15 protein-coding genes and 1 pseudogene are annotated in these 19,732 nt (G+C 70.0%); 14 read left to right on the plus strand and 2 right to left on the minus strand.

The features are described 5' to 3' along the window. Positions 1 to 28: 28 nt before the first annotated feature. From G3I40_RS37410 to G3I40_RS37440, 7 genes are all read left to right on the plus strand, one after another. Complete coding sequence (locus tag G3I40_RS37410) at positions 29 to 1,255, plus strand: serine hydrolase domain-containing protein (RefSeq protein WP_164559266.1); 1,227 nt, start codon at positions 29 to 31, stop codon at positions 1,253 to 1,255. Between the two features lie 445 nt (positions 1,256 to 1,700). After that, on the plus strand, positions 1,701 to 3,608 hold the full coding sequence (locus G3I40_RS37415) for an APC family permease (RefSeq protein WP_203645463.1): 1,908 nt from the start codon (positions 1,701 to 1,703) through the stop codon (positions 3,606 to 3,608). 372 nt (positions 3,609 to 3,980) lie between these two features. After that, a complete protein-coding gene (locus tag G3I40_RS37420) occupies positions 3,981 to 4,553 on the plus strand; it encodes a hypothetical protein (RefSeq protein ID WP_164559268.1) in 573 nt (190 codons plus the stop codon). A gap of 182 nt (positions 4,554 to 4,735) precedes the next feature. Further along, positions 4,736 to 5,014 (plus strand): HU family DNA-binding protein, encoded by a 279-nt coding sequence (locus G3I40_RS37425; protein WP_164559269.1) that lies wholly within the window; start codon positions 4,736 to 4,738, stop codon positions 5,012 to 5,014. Positions 5,015 to 5,639: 625 nt separating this feature from the next. After that, entirely contained in the window at positions 5,640 to 6,899 is a 1,260-nt protein-coding gene (locus G3I40_RS37430) for a hypothetical protein (RefSeq protein WP_164559270.1), read from the plus strand. 639 nt (positions 6,900 to 7,538) lie between these two features. Continuing rightward, positions 7,539 to 7,853 (plus strand): ANTAR domain-containing protein, encoded by a 315-nt coding sequence (locus G3I40_RS37435; protein ID WP_164559271.1) that lies wholly within the window; start codon positions 7,539 to 7,541, stop codon positions 7,851 to 7,853. 239 nt (positions 7,854 to 8,092) lie between these two features. Beyond that, the gene (locus G3I40_RS37440) at positions 8,093 to 8,554 is read left to right on the plus strand and encodes an SRPBCC family protein (RefSeq protein ID WP_164559272.1); all 462 of its coding nucleotides are present in this window, start codon (positions 8,093 to 8,095) and stop codon (positions 8,552 to 8,554) included. Between the two features lie 30 nt (positions 8,555 to 8,584). Here the strand turns inward: G3I40_RS37440 and G3I40_RS37445 are convergent, their stop codons facing one another. Beyond that, on the minus strand, positions 8,585 to 9,028 hold the full coding sequence (locus G3I40_RS37445; protein WP_164559273.1) for an SsgA family sporulation/cell division regulator: 444 nt from the start codon (positions 9,026 to 9,028) through the stop codon (positions 8,585 to 8,587). A gap of 450 nt (positions 9,029 to 9,478) precedes the next feature. Between G3I40_RS37445 and G3I40_RS37450 the strand changes: the two genes are divergently transcribed. Both G3I40_RS37450 and G3I40_RS37455 read left to right on the plus strand, forming a co-directional pair. Continuing rightward, complete coding sequence (locus G3I40_RS37450; RefSeq protein ID WP_164559274.1) at positions 9,479 to 10,072, plus strand: helix-turn-helix domain-containing protein; 594 nt, start codon at positions 9,479 to 9,481, stop codon at positions 10,070 to 10,072. Further along, positions 10,069 to 11,286 (plus strand): MFS transporter, encoded by a 1,218-nt coding sequence (locus G3I40_RS37455; protein WP_164559275.1) that lies wholly within the window; start codon positions 10,069 to 10,071, stop codon positions 11,284 to 11,286. The genes G3I40_RS37450 and G3I40_RS37455 overlap by 4 nt, the downstream gene beginning before the upstream one ends. A gap of 238 nt (positions 11,287 to 11,524) precedes the next feature. On the opposite strand, the pseudogene G3I40_RS37460 reads toward G3I40_RS37455, so the two are convergent. Continuing rightward, a pseudogene (locus G3I40_RS37460) lies at positions 11,525 to 12,544 on the minus strand (formylglycine-generating enzyme family protein). Positions 12,545 to 12,722: 178 nt separating this feature from the next. Here G3I40_RS37460 and G3I40_RS37465 point away from each other — a divergent pair. From G3I40_RS37465 to G3I40_RS37485, 5 genes are all read left to right on the plus strand, one after another. Next, a complete protein-coding gene (locus tag G3I40_RS37465) occupies positions 12,723 to 13,334 on the plus strand; it encodes a PadR family transcriptional regulator (RefSeq protein ID WP_164559276.1) in 612 nt (203 codons plus the stop codon). Then, positions 13,331 to 15,112 (plus strand): sulfatase, encoded by a 1,782-nt coding sequence (locus tag G3I40_RS37470; protein WP_164559277.1) that lies wholly within the window; start codon positions 13,331 to 13,333, stop codon positions 15,110 to 15,112. The genes G3I40_RS37465 and G3I40_RS37470 overlap by 4 nt, the downstream gene beginning before the upstream one ends. 128 nt (positions 15,113 to 15,240) lie before the next feature. After that, a complete protein-coding gene (locus tag G3I40_RS37475; RefSeq protein ID WP_164559278.1) occupies positions 15,241 to 16,572 on the plus strand; it encodes an MFS transporter in 1,332 nt (443 codons plus the stop codon). A gap of 246 nt (positions 16,573 to 16,818) precedes the next feature. After that, positions 16,819 to 17,283, plus strand: a complete 465-nt coding sequence (locus tag G3I40_RS37480; protein WP_164559279.1) for a hypothetical protein — start codon at positions 16,819 to 16,821, stop codon at positions 17,281 to 17,283. A gap of 363 nt (positions 17,284 to 17,646) precedes the next feature. Then, entirely contained in the window at positions 17,647 to 19,692 is a 2,046-nt protein-coding gene (locus G3I40_RS37485) for a SpoIIE family protein phosphatase (protein ID WP_164559280.1), read from the plus strand. Positions 19,693 to 19,732: the final 40 nt, after the last annotated feature.

Below are 19,732 nucleotides of genomic sequence, written 5' to 3' on the forward strand. Positions count from 1 at the left end.
AAATACTCAGGTGAACAGGAGATTCAGCATGGGAACGAGCAGCGGTGGCTTCTCCGACGCGGGGTTGCGCAGGCTACGCGAGGTGCTGGCGGGCCATGTTGAGTCCAAGAAGATTCCCGGCCTCGTCGCCTTGGTCAGCCGCGGCGGTCAGACGCACGTCGAAACCATCGGGACGATGCGTCATGACGGTGGCGCGCCGATGCGCCGGGACACGATCTTCCGCATGGCGTCCACGTCGAAACCGGTCACGATGGCGGCCGCGATGGTCCTGCTCGACGAGTGTCGGCTGCGGCTGGACGACCCGGTGGATCAGTGGCTTCCCGAACTTGCCGACCGGCAGGTGTTGAAGCGGCCGGACGGGCCGCTGGACGACACCGTGCCCGCTCACCGGCCGATCACCGTAAGGGACTTGCTGACCTCCACGTTCGGGCTCGGCGTGGACTTCGAGTCGATGGCATCCCCGATCAGGGCCGCGACCTTCGAGCGTCTCGACTACAGCGTGGGGTCCGGGCCGGCGCCGGCTCCGGACGAGTGGATGCGTCGTCTGGGTGAACTGCCGCTGCAGTACCAGCCCGGAGTGCGGTGGCAGTACGACCTCAGCAACGAGGTGGTCGGCGTACTGGTCTCCCGGGTCGCGGGAGAGTCGTTGGAGACGTTCCTGCGGACGCGCGTCCTCGATCCGCTGGGGATGAAGGACACCGCTTTCCACGTGCCCGCCGACAAGATCGACCGTCTGCCGCCCCTGTACGGGCCGGACCCGCAGACCGGCGAGTTCCTGGTGTGGGACGAGGCGGAAGGGGGACGGTCCAGCGCGCCCCCCGCGTTCCAGGGCGCCGGCGGCGGGCTGGTCTCCACCGTCGACGACTACCACGCCTACTTCCAGATGCTGCTCAACCACGGAATGCACCAGAACCAACGGGTACTGTCCCGGGCGGCCGTGGAGCTGATGACCACCAACCGCCTCTCGCCCAAGCAACTGGCCGCCCGCGATGCCATGTTCAGCAACGTCGCCCACCTGTCGTCCGGCCAGGGGGCCCACGGCGGCTGGGGCTTCGGGATGTCGGTGCGCACCCATCTCAGTGACTACGCGCCCATCGGGCAGTTCGGCTGGTTCGGAGGCACGGGCACCACGGCCTACGCGGACCGGACCAACCAGCTCACCGGAGTGCTGCTGACCCAGGTCGGACTGTCCACCCCGGACTCCCCGCGCGCCATGAGCGACTTCTGGACCACGCTCTACCAGGCCATCGACTGACAACGGGTCCGCCCGTCGGTTGCGGCCGGGACACAGTGCGGAGCCCCGGAGTCGGTCCGGGGTGGTGTCCTCGTAGACGGCGTTCAGCTCACGCATCGGGCTCAACTTCCCAGACCCACGGGGGTTGAGCCCGTTGCCTGTTGCTCGCCCCGACCTGCCGGTCACCGCCTGCCGCGCGCCACGACCACCTCACCCCTTCGCCCGTCCGGGCCCTCGGCGTCCGCCCTGGGTACGGGTCGGGTAAAGGCTCTCCCCGCACCTGAGTGCCGCGAGGCATGCGGGGCAACCGGCCGCTCAGTGACCGTGCGGAGCCGCACGGCGAAGCCCGTTTGGAACGTAGGACGGGCAGGCATGAAGGGGCGTGTGTCGGGTGGGAAAGGTGAGTGCGGCGGTGATACCGAAGACGGTGGAGAGTCCGACACAGCGGGCTCGTCCATCGGGTCGGATGTCACGGTGGATGCTGCGGCACCGGGTGCAGCCGATGGGCCCGGCGGCCGGTGACGTGCATGCCGACTCGCAGGCGTGGTGGAAGGTGATGTGCCTGACGGGCGTCGACTACTTCTCCAGCCTCGCCTACGTGCCGGCGATCGCCGCGCTGGCGGCCGGGGCGGTCTCGCCGTTGGCGACGCTGCTGATCGTGGCCCTGACGCTGCTGGGGATGCTGCCGATGTACCGCAGGGTGGCGAAGGAGAGCCCCCACGGTGCGGGATCGGTCGCCATGCTGGCGGACCTGCTGCCGTTCTGGTGGGGCAAGCTGTTCGTCCTGGTCCTGCTGGGCTTCGTGGCAACCTCGTGGATCATCACGATCACTTTGTCCACGGCGGACGCCTCGGTGCACGTGGTGGAGAATCCCTTCTTCCCCGCCGCGCTCCACGGGCACCAAGTCGTTCTCACGGTCGCCTTGCTGTTGGTGCTGGGAGGCGTTTTCCTCCTCGGGTTCAGCGAAGCGGTCAAAATCGCGATCCCGTTGGTCGCCGTCTTCCTTCTGCTCAATGCCGTCGTCATCGGGGTCGGTCTCTACCAGGTGTTCACCACACCGGGCGCCCTCTCGGCCTGGACGGGTGACCTCACCGACGGTGGCGGCGGGATCGGGAGTCTCGCCGGCCCGGCACTACTGGCCTTTCCGCTTCTGGTGCTGGGTCTTTCGGGTTTCGAGACCGGCGTGAGCATGACGCCGCTGATCGCGGCGGAGGGGGACGATCCCGAAGAGCGCCTGCGTGCGCGGGTCCGCAACGCGCGCCGCCTGCTGACGACCGCCGCGGTGCTGATGAGCGTCTACCTGCTCGCCGCGAGCTTCGTCGCCACCGTGCTCATCCCGCACAAGGAGTTCAAAGCCGGCGGCGGGGCCAACGGCCGGGCTCTGGCCTATCTGGCGCACGCGCATGTCGGAGAGGCGTTCGGCACCGTCTACGACTTCAGCACCATCCTCATCCTCTGGTTCGCGGGCGCCTCCGCCATGGCCGGACTGATCAACATCGTGCCCCGGTACCTGCCCGACTACGGCATGGCTCCCGAGTGGGGACGCGCGGTGCGGCCGGTCGTCCTCGTGTACACCGCGCTGTGCATCGTGATCACGATCGCCTTCGGCGCCGACGTCAACGCCCAGGCCGGCGCCTACGCCACGGGCATCCTGGCGATGATGGTCTCCGGAGCCTTCGCCGTCACCGTCTTCACCGCCCGCCACCGCCGACGCGTCCCGGCCGTCGGCTTCGCCCTGCTCACCGCGGTCCTGCTCTACGCCCTGGTCGCCAACGTCGTCGACAAGCCCGACGGCCTCGCCATCTCCGGCTGCTTCATCGCCGGCATCATCGCCGTGTCACTGGTCTCCCGCGTCGCACGCACCACCGAACTGCGCACCGACCGCCTCGAATTCGACAGCGCGGCCCGCCGCTTCATCGCGGACACCCTGTCCTACGACGGTTCCATCAACGTCATCGCCAACCGCCGTGAGGCGGGCGACGGGGCGGAGTACCTGGAGAAGGAGCATGAACAGCGCGGCATGAACCCGGTACCGGGTCGAGCCGACGTGCTCTTCCTGGAGATCGACGTGGTCGACCCGTCGGACTTCAGCGAAACCCTCACTGTGCGTGGCGTGGAGATCGAAGGGTTTCGGGTTTTGCGGGCCGAGGCGCCGGCGGCCCCGAACGCGATCGCCGCGGTCCTCCTCGCCCTGCGCGACGTCACCGACGTACGGCCGCACTGTTACTTCGCCTGGGCGGAAGGCAGCCCGGTCCGGCACATGCTGCGCTACTTCCTCCTCGGCCGTGGCGACACCGCCCCCGTCACCCGCGAGATCCTCCGCCGCAACGAACCCGACCCGTCCCGCCGCCCCGGGATTCACGTCGGCGCCTGAGCCCGCGCCTCCAGGGCGCGGGCGCGACGCGTGCCGCCGGGTGACGACTGGCTGTGCCGACGTCATGCACCTCGGCGCAGGCGCCTCGAACGACCCCTGGGCGTGTGCCTGTTGCCCTACGTCCCACGAATCGGCGCAAAAGCCATCGCCTGACGAGTGACTACAGGAGCCGTCCCGGCCTAGGGTGGGCGGGAGCCCCAGCCCCGGCGAACCTTCTCACGGTCCGAGCGACCACCATCGAGACGGCACGGGCACCGCACCATATGGTCGTCAGTCGCCTCCGCTCCGGCGGACGGCTGTTACCTCCGTGTCCTCGCGCATGGTCCTCGCACGCACTCGGAACCGGGAGCACCTCCCAGCCGAAGGATCATCATGGCCGAACGCAACACATTGCTTCGCAGCGCACATGACATGGGACTCGCCGCCTGGTTCGGCGGCTCCCTGATGGGAGCCGTCGGCGTCAACGGCGCCGCACAGCAAGAAGGCGTCACCGACGTCGGCACGGCGCGGATCGCGTCCGTGGGCTGGGCGAAGTGGGCGCCGCTGGGCGCTGCCGCGATCGGCGCTCATCTCGTGGGCGGTACAGGCCTGTTGGTGGCCAACAGGGCGCGCGTGCGCGGCCAGAAGGGCGTCGCGGGGGCCACGGCGGCCAAGAGCGCCCTGACCGGGGCGGCGCTCGGCGCCACGGTCTACACGAGGATGCTCGGCAAGAAGATCGACCTCGCGGCCACGGAGAAGCAGGAGGACCAGGAGACGACTGAAGAGGGCCCCGTCGGGGTCGAGCAGGCGAAGCGTCAGCTGGCTGTCATGCAATGGGTGGTGCCGTCGCTGACCGCCGGTCTCCTCGTCCTCAACGCCCTGCAGGGCGAACAGCAGCGTCCTTCCCAGCAGACGGTCGGCGCCCTGCGCAAGACCCTGGCCCAACTGGGCCGGCAGAATCCGTGACGAGCCACGAGGCCCTCACGCAAAGGTGCCGGCTGCCCGACGGTCGGTGACCACGTGCCCGGTCCGCGGTGTCGCAGCCTGGGGGCGTGGTGACTTGCCAGTTGTCGGTGAAAGTACCGACGACGTGATCTGCCCGTTCCCGCACGGAGCGGGATGTCCCATCTGTGATTCGGAGTACCGACATGACCCGCACTGAGTTGGTGGCCGCGTTGGCCGAGCGCGCCGAGGTGAGCCAGAAGGACGCGGACGCGGTGCTGACCGCGTTCGCCGCGACGGTCGGCGACATCGTCGCCAAGGGCGACGAGAAGGTCACCATTCCGGGCTTCCTGACCTTCGAGCGCACCCACCGCGCTGAGCGGGAGGGCCGCAACCCCGCCACGGGCGAGACGATGACCATTCCTGCCGGCTACAGCGTCAAGGTCTCCGCGGGCTCGAAACTCAAGGAGTCCGCCCAGGGCTGAGTCGCACCGGCACAAATGAGGGGCGGGCACCCGACTCCGGGCACCCGCCCCTCACCGTGCCCTTTCACCAGGGCAACAAGTGGTGCTGAGGTGGAGCCCTGACCGCGGCCGGCCTCGCAGAGCGAGCGCGCGGCCCGGGGCGCCGCGAAGGTCCGCTCCATCGGAATACTCCACGCCGGCGGCGCCTGTCATCGTCGCTGCCGATCAGGCGGTGACGGTCTCCGGCGCCGATTGGCGGCACCTTCCCTACGGCCGATGAGCGATCCTGCCGAGCTCCGGGCGCACCCTGCGTGGGGTGTGCGGCGGTGCCTGTAGGCGGAGCGGACTCTGCCGGCCGCGGCGAGGACCGTGGCGGTCAACAGGGCGGAGGCGACGTTGCCGGTGAGGTCGTGGAGGAGGAAGTCCTCCAGGAGGTCCCAGTGCATCAGTTGGGGGCTGCCCCTCGTGTTCGTGGATGACTGACACGTCCACCGTTCCTGCAGTTCAGAGTGTTGCGGAAGGTAGCAACACCCGTGGTTCGGCGACTTCTTCCGCATGATCGATTTTGTCTGGCCGCGGTCTGTCGGAAGACTGATGTGCCCCCGAAGGTCCGCATTGACGGGGAGCGAGAGACAAGGGGAGCCGGGTGGACGCCGACGGTGCCGACGGGGAGTACGAGCGGGCGAGTGCCGCGTACGGGGACGGCTTGCGTGCCGTCTACCAGTTGATCCCTGACTCCCTGCGGGTGTTCGCGCGCCGGGAGGACGTGCCCTTCGACTACACGGCCGTGTCGCGCTTCCTGTCGGGTGACCGGGTGGCTCCGGTCGACTTCATCGACTGCCTGGCCTCGGTACGGAGGGCTGTGGGCCTCCCGCTGGCAGAGGCGGAGCAGACCGGTTTGCGCGCGTTATGGCTGGCGGTGATGAAGGCCAGCCACAACCCTCATCACCGCCTGGCCTTCCTGGAACATGAACTCGCCGCTGTACGCGCGCAATTGCGGGAAGCCGATGAGAGGGCGGGCACCGATCGCCGCCGCTTCGAAGCCTCGCAGGCCCACCTCGCTGCCCTCCACCAGGACCTGGACGAGACTCGCCGAACAGCCGGGCAAGCACAGGCACTTCACGAGGAGAACGGCCGGCTGCGCCGTCAGCTCACCGCGGCCGCCGACTACGTCAAGGACACCGAGCGTCAGCTGGAGGAGAGCCGGCGAGAGCGCGCAAGCCTGCGGGACACCGCGCGGCTGCTGGAACAGGAAGTCACCGTGTTGCGCCGGCAGGTCGACGCCCTGCACCAGGAGGCACCGGCAGACGCCCTCGACCTGGCGGGTGCCGGCGGGAATCCGGCGGAGTCCGCAGCGGGCAGGCCGGGCGACGTGCTGGTGCTGACGATCCCCAAGACGCTCTCCCGCATCGCTGCTTACCCGTACACGCGTTGGCAGCAAGGAGTGCTGTGGTCGGCCGGTGCAGGAGCCTGTGTCCTCCTTCCGCTGTGGATGAGCAGTTCCCTCGACTGGATTCCCGGCATGGACTACGCCATGGGCGACCGGCCTGCGGAGCACGGCAAGGCCTGCAACATGGAGACCGGTTGCGACCCCGCCTACTGGTCATGGGACATCCCGTTGGACGGAGAGATCAGCACCACGTTCTGGCTCGACATCTCCGATCCCAGCCAAAAACCGCGGGGGACGCTCGGCATCAAGAACGGGGACCAGTGCGCGGCACGCGTCGAATGGACCCTGACCGCAGCCGGTCGCCAGATCGCTTCCGGCACCACGGGGGACACCACAGCTGTGCCTGTCACCGGTACCGCATCGGCCCACAGCGGCCAGGTCACCTTTGCCGCACAGCGCACCGACAGCCAGGACTGCCGGGCGACTCTGACGTGGAGGGACGCACGCGTCGAATGACCTCCGCCCACGCCACCTCCCGCAAGAGTGCAGAAGGGCTCGGTGACACCGAGGCGCTCGCACACGGCCACCACGCCGGCGGCGAGCGGGGGTGCAGGGGGATCCCGATCGTAGGAGTTCGTCCTGACGCACATCCGGCACGCGGTCGGCTCCGGATTACCTGTGGAGGACGTCGAGCCAGGAGGCGAGGACCGTGACGGAGGAAGAGTTCCGACAGCTGCTCGCGCAGGCACGGGCAGAGGCCAGGCGGACGGTGCTTCCGCGGGGGGATTCCGACGGCCGTGGGCTGTACGACATACGGGCGCGGCACGCCGAGTTCGGGCAGGCCGCGCACTAGACGGCGCGAGCTCGCCGTGCGGGGGAGTCGAGGAGGCGGCGCAACGGACGCACCGGCCGACCCGTCACCGCAGTTCACCACTGCGCGATCTGTGCACGGAGGCGACGGCTGACCAGCGGGTCCGAGGGCGTCGCCGTCGTCTCGCTGGTGGCGGCGGCGCAGGTTTGGCGGGGGTTGCGATCCGGCGTGGTCAGGCACACAGTACGAGGACATGTGGTGTTGCTGTAGCGCCCTTGCCCCCGGAGCTGTGGCCCGCGCTTCGGAGGGATGAATTGATCCTGGATTCCTGGCAGCCTGACGCTGTGGCGGCACTGCACGCGAAGGCGGAGGAGCTGGAGAAGGAGAACCTTCAGCTCAAGAGTGCGCTCGTCTCTCATGCGGTGATTGATCAGGCGCTCGGTGTCATCATTGCCGCTGGACACCTGTCGCCCGCCGAAGCGTGGGACGCGCTGCGAGAGATCTCCATGCACACGAACATCAAAGTGCGTCTCGTCGCCCAGTCGCTGGTGGACTGGGGGTCTTCCGGCTGGCTCTGTGCGGAGATCTACACGGAACTCGAGCGGCAGTTGTGCGGCCGTCGGGCGTTCGCCACAGGTGAAGCAGAAGGACCGCCCTGATCGGGCACGCTGCAACACAGCGACGGAAGCCGACACGGCTCCATGGAGCGGCTCCCTTGGCTCACGGTCCGAACGAGGAGAGCCTGGGCCCTGTCGCCACTCCGGAGCTTCGCCAACAGAAGGCCTGCCGTCTGAGTGCCCATCCATGGGGAAGCGATGCATGCCGGGAGCATCCGCCCTGCGGCGGTAGGCACCGACCGTGCCTCAGCCTGACGGGATCAAGCATGTAAGGGTGAGGCATGACCACAGACCGATTTGAAGTCACGCGCCAGATTGCCGCATCCCCATCGGCGATCTTTGCACTGCTGCGATCCCCGCAGGGACACGTGAGCATCGACAGCTCAGGGATGCTGCAGTCCGCGGAGGGCGATCCCGTGAGTGCGGTGGGGGACGAGTTCCTTGTGCACATGGACCGGGAGGCGCTGGGGGACCTTCCCATGGGCCGCTACGACGTGACTGTGATCATCACGCGCTACGAACCCGACGCCCTTCTGGAATGGACCATCTCGGGCACCATCCAACCGCCGATCCGCCACCTGTACGGGTACCGCCTCGAACCGAGCGAGTCGGGCACCCTTGCCACGTCGTACTACGACTGGAGCGAGATCGACGACAAATACCGTGAGGCCGGCATCTTCCCGGTCATCCCGGAGGCCGGGTTGCGCGCCTCGCTCGGAATTCTTGCTCGCACGGTCGAATAGGTCGTCCGCTACGTCGTCCGCTCAGGGATGTCAGCTCTTGCCGAGCAAGGGATCCAGGAATTCGTCCCAGTTCAGATGGGATCCTTCTGCTCCCTGGGGGACGAGCTTCAGCGTGATGCGCAGCCAGTGCGCGACCGCACGGCGCTCGGTCTGGACAACGGCCCAATGCGTGGGAGGGCCCAGGCGCAGGCGTAGCAGCGGGTGGTGGTGCGGTCGTCGCACGGGCCACACCGTCGCGTCGCCACGGCCCGTGGCACGGTGCAGGCCCAGCAACAGTGTCTCGCGTGACAGTGTCCACAGTGCGTCGGCGCCGAGCATCTGCAGCCGCATGCGGACGGCAAAGGGATCATGGGCGTCGTAGCGCATGGTCATGGCCAACGGTGCGACCGGCTTGCCGTGTTGGACGAGGCCCGCGTGGTGGATGAGGGTGGTTCTGTGGTGCGAGCGCTCGGTGTGGATCACCGGTTTGAGCATGAGTTCACCGTCTTCTGTGGTGCCTGAACGGCAGGCAGGGGTGGCAGTGTGTCCGGCTGGACCGGGGTCGTGATCTTCAGCCCGCGTCGGCGGGCGTGTGCTCGCCGGCGGTGAAGACGGCTTCGGCTGTGAGGCCGTGGGGAGCGCCGAGGGCGCCCCTTTTCTCGTAGGGCCTGGGTCCGGGGCCATCGGCAGTAGGGCGTCGGGCATCAGCCTCCGGTGGAGCGAGGCGCGCGGTGCGGGCCCGTCGTAGGCGGAGACGCTCATCCCGGGCGTGAGACGAGTGCTCTGTATTCGCCTGACTAATCGGTCCTTGGTCCCGCCGCCGAGGTCGACAGGGTGTACCAGGGCCTTCAGGGCGCGGCGGTGCAGCGCGAGAGGAGTCGTTCGGGAAGAGTTGTTCGCGAAGAACTCTTCCCGAACGACTCTTCCCTGTCTATGGTCGCGTTCATGAGTGAATCTGCCGGAGACCGTCCTCATATACCGTCGACGGAAGGGGAGTTCGCCCTCGACACCGCTGCGCTGCGCGTCCTGGCCCATCCCATGCGCCTCGCCCTCCTCAACGAACTGCGTGACCAAGGTCCGGCAACCGCACGGCAGTTGGCCCGCAGGTTCGAGCTGGACTCCGGGGCCGCCAGCTACCACCTGCGCCGTCTCGCGGCCGGCGGGCTGATCGAGGAGGACGTCGACCGCGGTAACCGGCGCGACCGGTGGTGGCGGGCGCTGCACCGCACCTCGCAGCACGACCCCGCCGAACGAGGCGGTCCTGAAGGGCGCGCCTACACGCAGGCCGTGGTCCTCGCCGCAGCGGAGAGGTTGCGCAGGGCCGCCGCGCAGGCCGTGCCCGGCATGCCCGACGAGTGGTTCGCGGTGTCCGCGTTCACCGATTTCACCGTGCGCCTCACACCCGACGAACTCCACGCCCTGAAAAGCGAGTTGTTTGCCGTCGTCGCGCGCTACCGGGACAAGGAGCCCGCGCCGGGTGCGGTGCCCGCCACCGTGCAGTACCAGGCGTTCCCCGCCGACCGGGTGTCCGAGCCGTGACCACGCCGGCATACGCTCCCGCGCCACTCGCCCATCGCGACCCGAACGTGCTGCGCTGGCTTGGCGCCTACACCGCGTCCGTCACCGGCGACGTCGTCTACATGACCGCCCTGACCTGGGCCGCCGTCGCGACAGCCGGGCCAGCGCAGGCCGGATTCGTGCTCGCCGCGGGCGCTGTGCCCCGGGCCGTCCTCATGCTGGGCGGGGGAGTGTTCGCCGACCGGTTCGGGCCGCGCAGGGCACTCATCGGCAGCGACCTGGCGCGCTGCGTGGCCGTTCTCGCGGTGGCGGCGGCCGCCTTCGCGGGCGGCGCGCACGTGGCGGTGCTCTGTGTCCTCGCCGTCTGCTTCGGCGTGGCGGACGCGCTGTTCATGCCGGCCGTGGGCGCGCTGCCCCCGCGACTGACGGTGCCGGACCAGCTGACGCGCGTACAAGGCATGCGGTCACTGGCGGTGCGCTTCGGCAACACCGTCGGTCCGCTCGCCGCAGGTCTTGCGCTGACGACGAGTGGCGCGGCCGGGGCGTTCGTCGGTGTCGGCGCCCTGTTCGCGGTGTCGCTGGTGCTGCTCGTCGCACTGCGGGTGCCCGGCGCCCCGGCCCGGACCGAGGCGTCAGCGTGGTCGCAACTGCGCGACGGCATCAGGTACTTGGCGTCCCGGCGACGGCTCGTCCGGCTCGTCGCCGTGATCGGGCTCGGCGAGATGTGTTTCAGCGGGCCGGTCGGTGCCGCCCTCGTGCTGCTCGCCGAGGAACGGGGCTGGAGCCCCGGCGTGCTGTCGCTGCTGCTCGCCGCATTCAGCGTGGCGGGCGCGGTGGTGGGCGTCGCGCTGACCGTCGTACGGGACGTGCCCGCGCCGCGCGTCCTGCTCGCCGCGAGCCTGGGCGGCACCGCGGTGCTCGTCGCCGTGCTCGGCCTCACCCGGCCGGGACCCGGCGCTGCCGTCGCCCTGTGCGCGTCCCTCGGGGCGGCGAGCGGCGTGCCCATGATCCTCGGACATGCCCTGCTGCAGAGGTGGACCGCGCCCGACTACGTGGGCCGGGTCACCTCGGTCACCTCGCTGTGCACCCTGGGACTGAGCCCGCTCCTGCTGCCGCTCGTGGGGCTGGTCGCGGCGGCCTGGGGAGCCGGGACGTTCCTGGCCGGTTGTGGAGCCGCGTGCCTGCTGGCCGCCGTGCTCGCGGCGTCACCCGCCCTGGGCTCCCCGGACGCATGACGGCTGCGGTGTGACCGCCCTCAGGTCACGGACCTTCGGGTCCAGATCTTCAGGGCGCAGTTTTCGAGTGCCGGTGACGAGCTCACCGTTGCCGGACGCACCGCGCCACGCCGCCAGCTGACGTGCCCATGGCTGTGGAGAGGAGAAGGACGAGGCGCGCCGCTCAGCGCAGACCGGCCATCTGGTCCTCCCCGGCGAATACGCCGTACCCACGCCGGGGACGTGGACGGGAGGGCGTTCAGGCGCCGCGCACCGCATGGCCGTCCGACGGCTTCCGCCCGGTGACCGAGACCGTGCGGAAACCGCAGTTGCCGCTGGTGGACTCCGGGGTGTTGCCCGTCCGGGCGGCCACTCGGTAGCGGTTGCAGTAGCTGTCGTGGCACAGGTAGGAGCCGCCGCGCAGGACCCGCTGTCCGCCGGAGGGCGGGCCGACCGGATCGCGGCGCGCAGAGCGGGCGTACCACCGGGGATCGAAGGTGTCCGCGCACTATTCCCAGACGTTGCCGGCCACGTCGTACAGCCCGAACCCGTTCGCCGGGTAGGTCCGCACCGGTGAGGTGGCGAACCAGCCGTCGGCGCCGGTGGGACGGGTGGGGAAGTCGCCGTGCCAGATACGGCAGCGGAACTCCCCACCGGGCATCAGGTCGTCACCCCAGGAGTAGCGCCGCCCGGCGAGTCCGCCGCGGGCCGCGTACTCCCACTGCGCCTCGGTGGGCAGGGCGCGGCCCGCCCAGCGGCAGTAGGCAAGCGCGTCGTAATGGCTGATGTGGGTGACGGGGTGTTCGCCCAGCGCATCCGCGTCACCCAGCGGACCGTAGGGGTGGCGCCAGTTGGCACCGCGCACCTCCAGCCACCACGGTGCGGCGGAGGAGCGCCCCAGGATGTCGTGAGGGCGCGCCAGGGCGAACAGGTCGAAGACGGCGGAGGAGCCCGCGCGCTCCGCGTCCGTCAGGTACCCGGTGGCCTGGGCGAAGGCGGCGAACGCTGTGGTGGTCACGGGGGTGGCGTCGATGGAGAAGGGTGCCACGTCGACCAGGTGCACCGGGCCCTCCCCGTCGGCGGGGTAGCCCTCGTCGCACGCGTCGCCCATGGCGAAGGTCCCGCCGGGCAGCGCGACGTCCTCGTGTCGCGGCCGCTCCTTCCTCGGTGCCGGTACTGCCAAGAGGGCCGGTTGCGGGGCCTGTTGGGTGCGGCCGGGGGTGCAGCAGCCGGGCGTCGGCCCGGTGGAGCGGCGCGGGGGAGTGGGGGACGAGGTCATGGACTCCTCCGGTGAGGGACGGGCGGGCGAGGGCGGACGAATGGCCGGCCGGGTGCGATCGGGTCGGCCAATTGCGGCCGGACCATTGACGGCGCCACCGACCGTATAGCACTTTGCACCTAGATGAAGTTTCACCTAGCTCGGCGGTTGGGTCCGACGAGCCGAAGGAGTGGCGCGGATGAAGCTCGACCATGTGCTGCTGGGCCTGCTCGCCATCAGGCCGCGCAGCGGATACGACCTCAGGCGATGGCTGGAGGCCGAAGGCGGCTTCCTGCGCTCCCACGTCCACCAGAGCCAGATCTACCGGCTCCTGAACCGCATGGCCGAACAGGGCCTGGTGGCCTTCGCCGTCGACACCCGCGACAAGGCGCCCGACGCGAAGGTCCACCGGCTCACCGACGAGGGGCGTACCGCGCTGCTCGCCTGGGCCCGCTCCCCGTACGAGCCGACCAGCCGCTTCCAGGACCCCGACTTCATGGCCCGGTTCATCTTCACCGGCATGCTCGACCTGCCCGCGTTGCTCGGCGTCATCGACGCCGAACTCGCCTACCGCCGTCAACAGATCGCCGCCTCCCGGGGTCGCGACCGTGCCGTCCGCTTCGAAGAGCCCATCGCGGAGATCGACGAGCCCCGCGCCCGGCTGGTCCTCGAACTCGCCCACCAGCAGGGGGCCGCGGCCGTCGACACGTGGATCGACTGGCTGGAGCGCACCCGCCGCCTGCTCGCCGACGGCCTGCCCGCCGGAGCCGCACCAACCGAGGGCCGCGCACCCGAAGGAGACGCCCCGTGAAAGCTGTCATGGTCATGTTCGACAGCCTCAACCGGCGCCTGCTCCCGCCCTACGGCTGTGACTGGACCCACGCCCCGAACTTCGCCCGCCTCGCCGAACGCACCGCCGTCTTCGACAACTGCTACGGCGGCAGCATGCCCTGTATGCCGGCCCGCCGGGAGATGCACACCGGCCGCCACAACTTCCTGCACCGCTCCTGGGGTCCCCTGGAGCCCTTCGACGACTCGGTCCCGGAGATCCTCGGCCGCCACGGCGTCTACACCCACCTGGTCACCGACCACCAGCACTACTGGGAGGACGGCGGCGCCACCTACCACCAGCGCTACAACAGCTTCGAGTTCTTCCGCGGCCAAGAAGGCGACAAGTGGAAGGGCCACGTCCAGGACCCGGACATCCCGGACGCGCTGAGCTGGCGCAACGGCCCCCTGTGGCGCCAAGACTGGATCAACCGCCAGTACCTGCAAGACGTCGCCGACCACCCGCAGACGCGCACCTTCGACGCAGGCCTCGAATTCATCGCGACCAACAAGGAAGCCGACCGCTGGTTCCTGCAGATCGAGTGCTTCGACCCGCACGAGCCGTTCTACTCCTACGCCGAACACAAGAAGTACTACCCGCACGACTGGCAGGGCCCGCACTTCGACTGGCCCGACTACAAACGCGTCACCGAGACCGCGGACGCCGTGGCGCACGCCCGCAACGAGTACGCCGCCCTGCTCACCATGTGCGACACCTCCCTGGGTCGCGTCCTGGACGCCTTCGACGCACACGGCCTGTGGGACGACACCCTGCTGTTCGTCTGCACCGACCACGGGCTCCTGCTGGGCGAGCACGGCTGGTGGGGCAAGAACGTCCAGCCCTGGTACGACGAGAACATCCACACCCCGCTCTTCGTCTGGGACCCCCGCACCCGCGCCACCGGACGCCGCGATTCCCTCGTGCAGACCGTCGACTTCGGCCCCACCCTCCTGGAGTTCTTCGACGTCGACCGCACTCCGGACATGCGCGGCCGGCCGCTCGCGGACACCGTCGCCCACGACACCCCCGTCCGGCAGACGGGCATCTTCGGTGTCTTCGGCGGCCACGCCAACATCACCGACGGGCGCTACGTGTACATGCGCGCCTGCGCCGCCCTCGCCAACCAGCCGCTGTACGAGCACACCCTCATGCCCACCCACATGATGAGCCGCTTCACCCCCGCCGAACTCACCGCGGCCACCCTGGAACCCGCCCGTCCCTTCACCAAGGGAGCCCCGCTCCTGCGCCTGCCGGGCTTCGCCGTCGGCAACCCCCACGCCTTCGGCAGCCTCCTGTTCGACCTCGAAACCGACCCCGACCAGGAGCACCCCCTCACCGACGACGCCCTGGAACGCCGCATGGCGTCCCTCCTCGTCGACGCACTACGCGCCGAGGACGCCCCCAGCGAGCAGTACGAGCGCCTCGGCCTGCCCGAACACGGTCCCGTCACCGACGCGCACCTGCTCGTACGGGCCCAGCAGCCCCAGGCCGCCTCCGCCGCCCAACCGCTGCCGCCCGCCGCCGACTTCCCCGACACCGCGCTGTCCGTACACACGCCCGTACGCACCCTGCTCGCGCACCCGGCCGCACACGACGTCACCCTCGAACAGCTGCCGATGCTCGCTTCACCCGGACTCCTCGCCATGGTCGGCGCCCTCACCCCGCACCAACTGGCCGCCATGAGCCCCGCCGTACGCCCCGACCAACTCCGCCTGCTGGCGGGGGCACTCGCCCCTCTGAAGGACACCACCGAACTCTGACGCCGGCTGCCCCCGCACACCGCGGGCGGCCCACCCCCGACTCCGCGCACGCAACATCCCCTCGTCGCGCGCCGAGCCGCGCTCCTCCCTGCCCACCACGCCGCCCTCAGCGAAGAGGCCATGCCGTCATGCCCGAAAACACCGCCGCTCCCCAGACCGCCCCGCCCACAGGCGCTGTCGTCGCCGTCCCGCGCAGATGGTGGCGACTGACTGTCCTGGCACCTACCGTCCTCACCGACAACAGCGAAACCTCGGTCCTCAGCACCTTGTTCGCCTCCATCCGCCAGACCTTGGGACTCTCGCTCGGAGCCCTGGGCATCCTCCAGGCCACCTCGCGCATCGTCGGTGTCATCTGCGGCCCGCTGTGGATCTCCCTCGCCCAGCGCTGGGGACGACGCCGCGTACTCGTCGCGTCCGGAACCTGGATGGCCACGGCCACTGCCCTGTGCGCCGCTGCCCAGAACTACGCCCAGCTCCTGACCCTGTTCGCCCTGGCCTCCATCGGCGCCGCCGCCGGACAGCCCGTCATCCACGACATCATCGCCGACCTGTTCGACGAGAACAGCCGAGGCCGAGCTGTCGGCTGGCTCTACGGCGGTGTCACCATCGTCGGCTCCCTGCTCACCCCCGTCATCGCCCAGGTCGCCGGAGCACCCGGCGGCTGGCGCACCGGCTTCCTCATCCTGGCAGCCCTGATGCTGCTGTCCGCCCTTCTCGTCCTCTTCCTCTACGAGGAGCCGACCGCAGGCGCCGGCGACGGACTCCTCGCCCAGGCGGCCCCGGCGCATCCCCGCCTCGACCGCGCCGTCGTGGCCGCCCTCTTCCGCTCCCGCACCTTCACCCTCATGGTCGTCCAACGCCTGATCAGCGGACACCTCCTGGCCGGGACCTTCGCCGTCGTCTTCCTCGTCGACACCTACGGCTTCACCACCCAGACGGCGGCCCTGATCGCCGTGCCCTCGGGGCTCGGCTACTTCCTCGGCACCGTCGCCGGCGGCATCCTGACCGACCGAGTCCACCGTGCCCACCCCTGGCACGGCCGGGTCACGCTCCTCCAGCTCGCCCAACTCCTGTACGCCGCGGCTGCCTTCCTCGGCACACAGATCGACTGGGGATCCATCATGGTCTTCGCCGCGTTGTTCGGCGTGATGGCCTTCTTCCAGGGACTCAACCCCGGCATCAACCGGCCCCTCGTGATGGCCGTCACCCTGCCCGAACTGCGCGGCCCGGCCTTCGCCGTCCTCATCTCCATCGCCGAAGCACTGGCCTACGCGATCTTCGCGCTCGGCGCCGGCGCCCTCGGCGAAGCCATCGGCCTGCAGACCGTCTTCCTCTGGGTGCTGGTCGTCCTCATGGCCGCCAACGCGGCCTTCTGCGGCCTGCTTCACCTCACCTACCCCGCCGACGTCCGCGCGGTCCGTTCCGAGATCGACCGACGCAACAGCGCCGCTGTCCACTGACACCGGACGGCTCCCCGCGCACAGTCCGACGGGCACAGAGAGCGATGGCACGGTCAAGTGTGATCAGTTGGTTCGCGTGCTGCGAGGGTTCGATGTCGTTCTGGGTTCCAGGGTGCGGCGTAGGTAATCTGCACGCTGACCAAGATCAAATTTCCGCTCATACGGGGTGACAACACGTTGCAACCAGATACACCGGCCACGCCTTTCCCTGTCACGACCGCACCGGCGGCACAGCAGGACGCCGCGATGCCGTTGAAGAACCGCCGCACAGGGAAGCGGCTGCGCGCGAGCATCGCGGCGGGCGTCCTGGCGACCAGCACCGCCGTCGCACTCCTGGGCGCTCCCGGCGCGCAGGCCGCGCCCGCTGAGAGGCAGGTCGTCGGGCGCAGCGGCAGCTACGCCATCGTCGTGACGTACAAGCCCAGGTCGGGCACCACCAAGCGGGCGATCAGCATGATCGCCATCGACAGGAACGTGTCCAAGTACAAGGGCACCCTGCGCGCTCGCTGGCTGTACAAGAAACCGGGTGGTTCGGCGCACGTCGGCAAGTCATGGCGGAAGGCGGCCTACACGTCGGAGGACGGCAGCCGCTGGTACGAAGCCTGGTGGGGCCGGCGCAACCACTACAGCGGCCTGAGCTACCCCAAGGGAACCAAGTTCTGCGGGCAGTTCAAGGACAACGCCAAGAAGGTCTGCGTCACCTTGAAGTGACCGCTCTCCCCGGCAGGAGCCCCGGCCGCAAGTGAGTCGAGTCGATGGCGTCGACCTCGGCTGCGACGCCCGGAGCACAGGGGATCCGAGGGATCACGGGCCGAGATCACAGTCCCGGCCCAACCCTCACCGCCGGAAACACCTGGGCGGGCACCGACCTCACGAGGGCCGGTGCCCGCCCCGCGTGCTGTGCGCTCCTCCCACCCAGCCCAGACGCAGCGCGCTTCGTGCTCGTGGGCTGTCGCGGCCGCCAGGACGCCGCGCGGTTCGTTCTCGGCGCTCCGGCCTCGGCGTCGGCGTCGGTCGCGATGCAGCCGCGGTGCAGGGCGGTTATGGTGACCGAGCGGTGCAACGGAGAGCCATATGGGACCTGCGGAGAAGCCGGAAATTGGCCTGGAAGAGCGGCTGCTGCTCAACAGCATGGGCAGCTTCGACTGGGACCTGGCGAGCGGTGGGCTCGGCCTGGACGCCAACTGCCTGACCGTGCTGGACCTGCGTGCCGAGGAGTACGACGGCACCGTGGGCTCCCTGCGTCTGCGCATCCCGGCCGAGGAGATGGTCCGCCTCACCGCCAGGGTGAACGCGGCGATCGAATCGGGCGGCGACGCCTACAGCACCTACTTCCACCTGCGCCGGCGTGACGGCACGACGGGCCTGAACCACGTCCTGGGACGCGTCCTGCGCGACGCCGACGGTCGTGCCACGCGTGTCGTGGGCTTCCTGCGCACCTCGCCGGACGAACCGGCCGAACTCGCCGGTGTGGACGCGGTCGACATGAAGCGCCGACGGGTGGCGCTCATGGTCCAGGGCACGACCGAGGCGCTGTCGCGTGCCGTCACCGTCGACGACGTCGTGGCGGTGCTGTCCGGCGCGAGCGGCCTCGACCGGTTCGCGGCCGACGGCCTCGTCCTCGGCCTGGTGGAGGGCGAGAACCTCAAACTGATCGCCCTGGTGGGCCAGACCATGCAGGCACTGGACGAGCTCACGCTGCACCAGATCGACAAGTCGCTGCCCCTGGCCGAGGCCGTCCTGACCCGCAGGCCCCGGTTCGTGGCGTCCTTGCCGGAGCTCTCGCGCCGGTTCACCCGACTGGGCCCGTACATCGACATGCTCGAGCTGGGCTCGGCGGCGTTCCTGCCGCTGGTGGCCCAGGACCGGGCGATCGGCGGCCTCGCACTGTTCTACCGAGGGCGCAAGGAGTTCACCGACGTCGACCGGAATCTGTGCGTCGGCCTGTCCGGCATCGTCGCGCAGTCCCTGCAGCGCGCCATCCTCTTCGACGAGGAGCGGGACCTCGCCAAGAGCCTCCAGGCCACCATGCTGCCCCGGCACATCCCTGAGGTGGCCGACACCGAGATCGCCGTCCGCTACCACGCCGCCTGGGGCGGCCGGGAGGTGGGCGGGGACTTCTACGACGTCATCGCCCTGCCCCGAGGACGCGTCGGCATCGTCGTCGGTGACGTCCAGGGGCACGACGCCCACGCCGCCGCGATCATGGGGCAACTGCGGATCGCGCTGCGGGCGTTCGCGGGCGAGGGACACCGGCCGCCGGAGGTGCTCTCACGCACCTCCCGGTTCCTGGCGGAACTGGACACCGACCGGTTCGCGACGTGTACGTACGCGCAGTTCGACCCGGCGACCGGGATCGTCCGCGCGGTGCGGGCCGGCCACCTGCCCCCGCTCGTACGGCATGTCGACGGCCGTGTCGGCATTCCCAACCTGCGCGGCGGGCTCCCGTTGGGCCTGGCCACCGAGTTCGGCATGGAGGACTTCGTCGAGGCCCGCCTCGACCTGATCCCCGGCGAGACCCTCGTGCTGTGCACCGACGGCCTGGTGGAGGAGCCGGGAACCGATCTGGAGGAGGGCATGGCCGCGCTGGCCGACACGCTGGGCTCCGCCCCGGAGTCGGCCGAGGAGGTGGCCGACCACCTGTCCCGTCCGCTGTGGGAGAAGTGGAGCAGCGGCGACGACGTGGCGCTGCTCGTGTTGCGCCGCGTCCCCGACCCGGGCACGCCGCAGGCGCCGCGGATCCACCGCTACATCCATCAGGCCGACCCGGAAGGGCTGGCGGACGCGCGCGCGGCGCTGCGTGAACACCTCGCCGCGTGGGGTCTGGGCGAGGTCGCCGACGACGTCGAGGTCGCCGCGGGAGAACTGCTCTGCAACGCGCTCGTGCACACCGAGGGAGGGGCGGTGCTCACCCTGGAGGTGCTGACAGGGCCGCCGCGCTGTGTGCGCCTGTGGGTCAAGGACAGGTCGAGCGACCGTCCGCAGCGCCGCTCCGCGGGAGAGACGGCGACCTCGGGCCGGGGCATGGTCCTGGTGGAGGCGGTCGCGTCGCGCTGGGGCGTGGAGCCCAGGGGCGAGGGCAAGGCGGTGTGGTGCGACTTCATCGTCCCGGGCACATGAGGCCCCCTCCCCGAGGGAGCGGTGCGGGCACCGGACGCCG

The organism is Streptomyces sp. SID14478 (genome assembly GCF_010548525.1).
Classification (GTDB): Bacteria; Actinomycetota; Actinomycetes; order Streptomycetales; family Streptomycetaceae; genus Streptomyces.

Coding starts and splice junctions, on each gene's coding strand:
- G3I40_RS37410 (WP_164559266.1), top strand. CDS start 29: ATGGGAACGAGCAGCGGTGGCTTCTCCGACGCGGGGTTGCGCAGGCTA.
- G3I40_RS37415 (WP_203645463.1), top strand. CDS start 1,701: ATGTCACGGTGGATGCTGCGGCACCGGGTGCAGCCGATGGGCCCGGCG.
- G3I40_RS37420 (WP_164559268.1), top strand. CDS start 3,981: ATGGCCGAACGCAACACATTGCTTCGCAGCGCACATGACATGGGACTC.
- G3I40_RS37425 (WP_164559269.1), top strand. CDS start 4,736: ATGACCCGCACTGAGTTGGTGGCCGCGTTGGCCGAGCGCGCCGAGGTG.
- G3I40_RS37440 (WP_164559272.1), top strand. CDS start 8,093: ATGACCACAGACCGATTTGAAGTCACGCGCCAGATTGCCGCATCCCCA.
- G3I40_RS37445 (WP_164559273.1), bottom strand. CDS start 9,028: ATGCTCAAACCGGTGATCCACACCGAGCGCTCGCACCACAGAACCACC.
- G3I40_RS37450 (WP_164559274.1), top strand. CDS start 9,479: ATGAGTGAATCTGCCGGAGACCGTCCTCATATACCGTCGACGGAAGGG.
- G3I40_RS37465 (WP_164559276.1), top strand. CDS start 12,723: ATGAAGCTCGACCATGTGCTGCTGGGCCTGCTCGCCATCAGGCCGCGC.
- G3I40_RS37475 (WP_164559278.1), top strand. CDS start 15,241: ATGCCCGAAAACACCGCCGCTCCCCAGACCGCCCCGCCCACAGGCGCT.
- G3I40_RS37480 (WP_164559279.1), top strand. CDS start 16,819: ATGCCGTTGAAGAACCGCCGCACAGGGAAGCGGCTGCGCGCGAGCATC.
- G3I40_RS37485 (WP_164559280.1), top strand. CDS start 17,647: ATGGGACCTGCGGAGAAGCCGGAAATTGGCCTGGAAGAGCGGCTGCTG.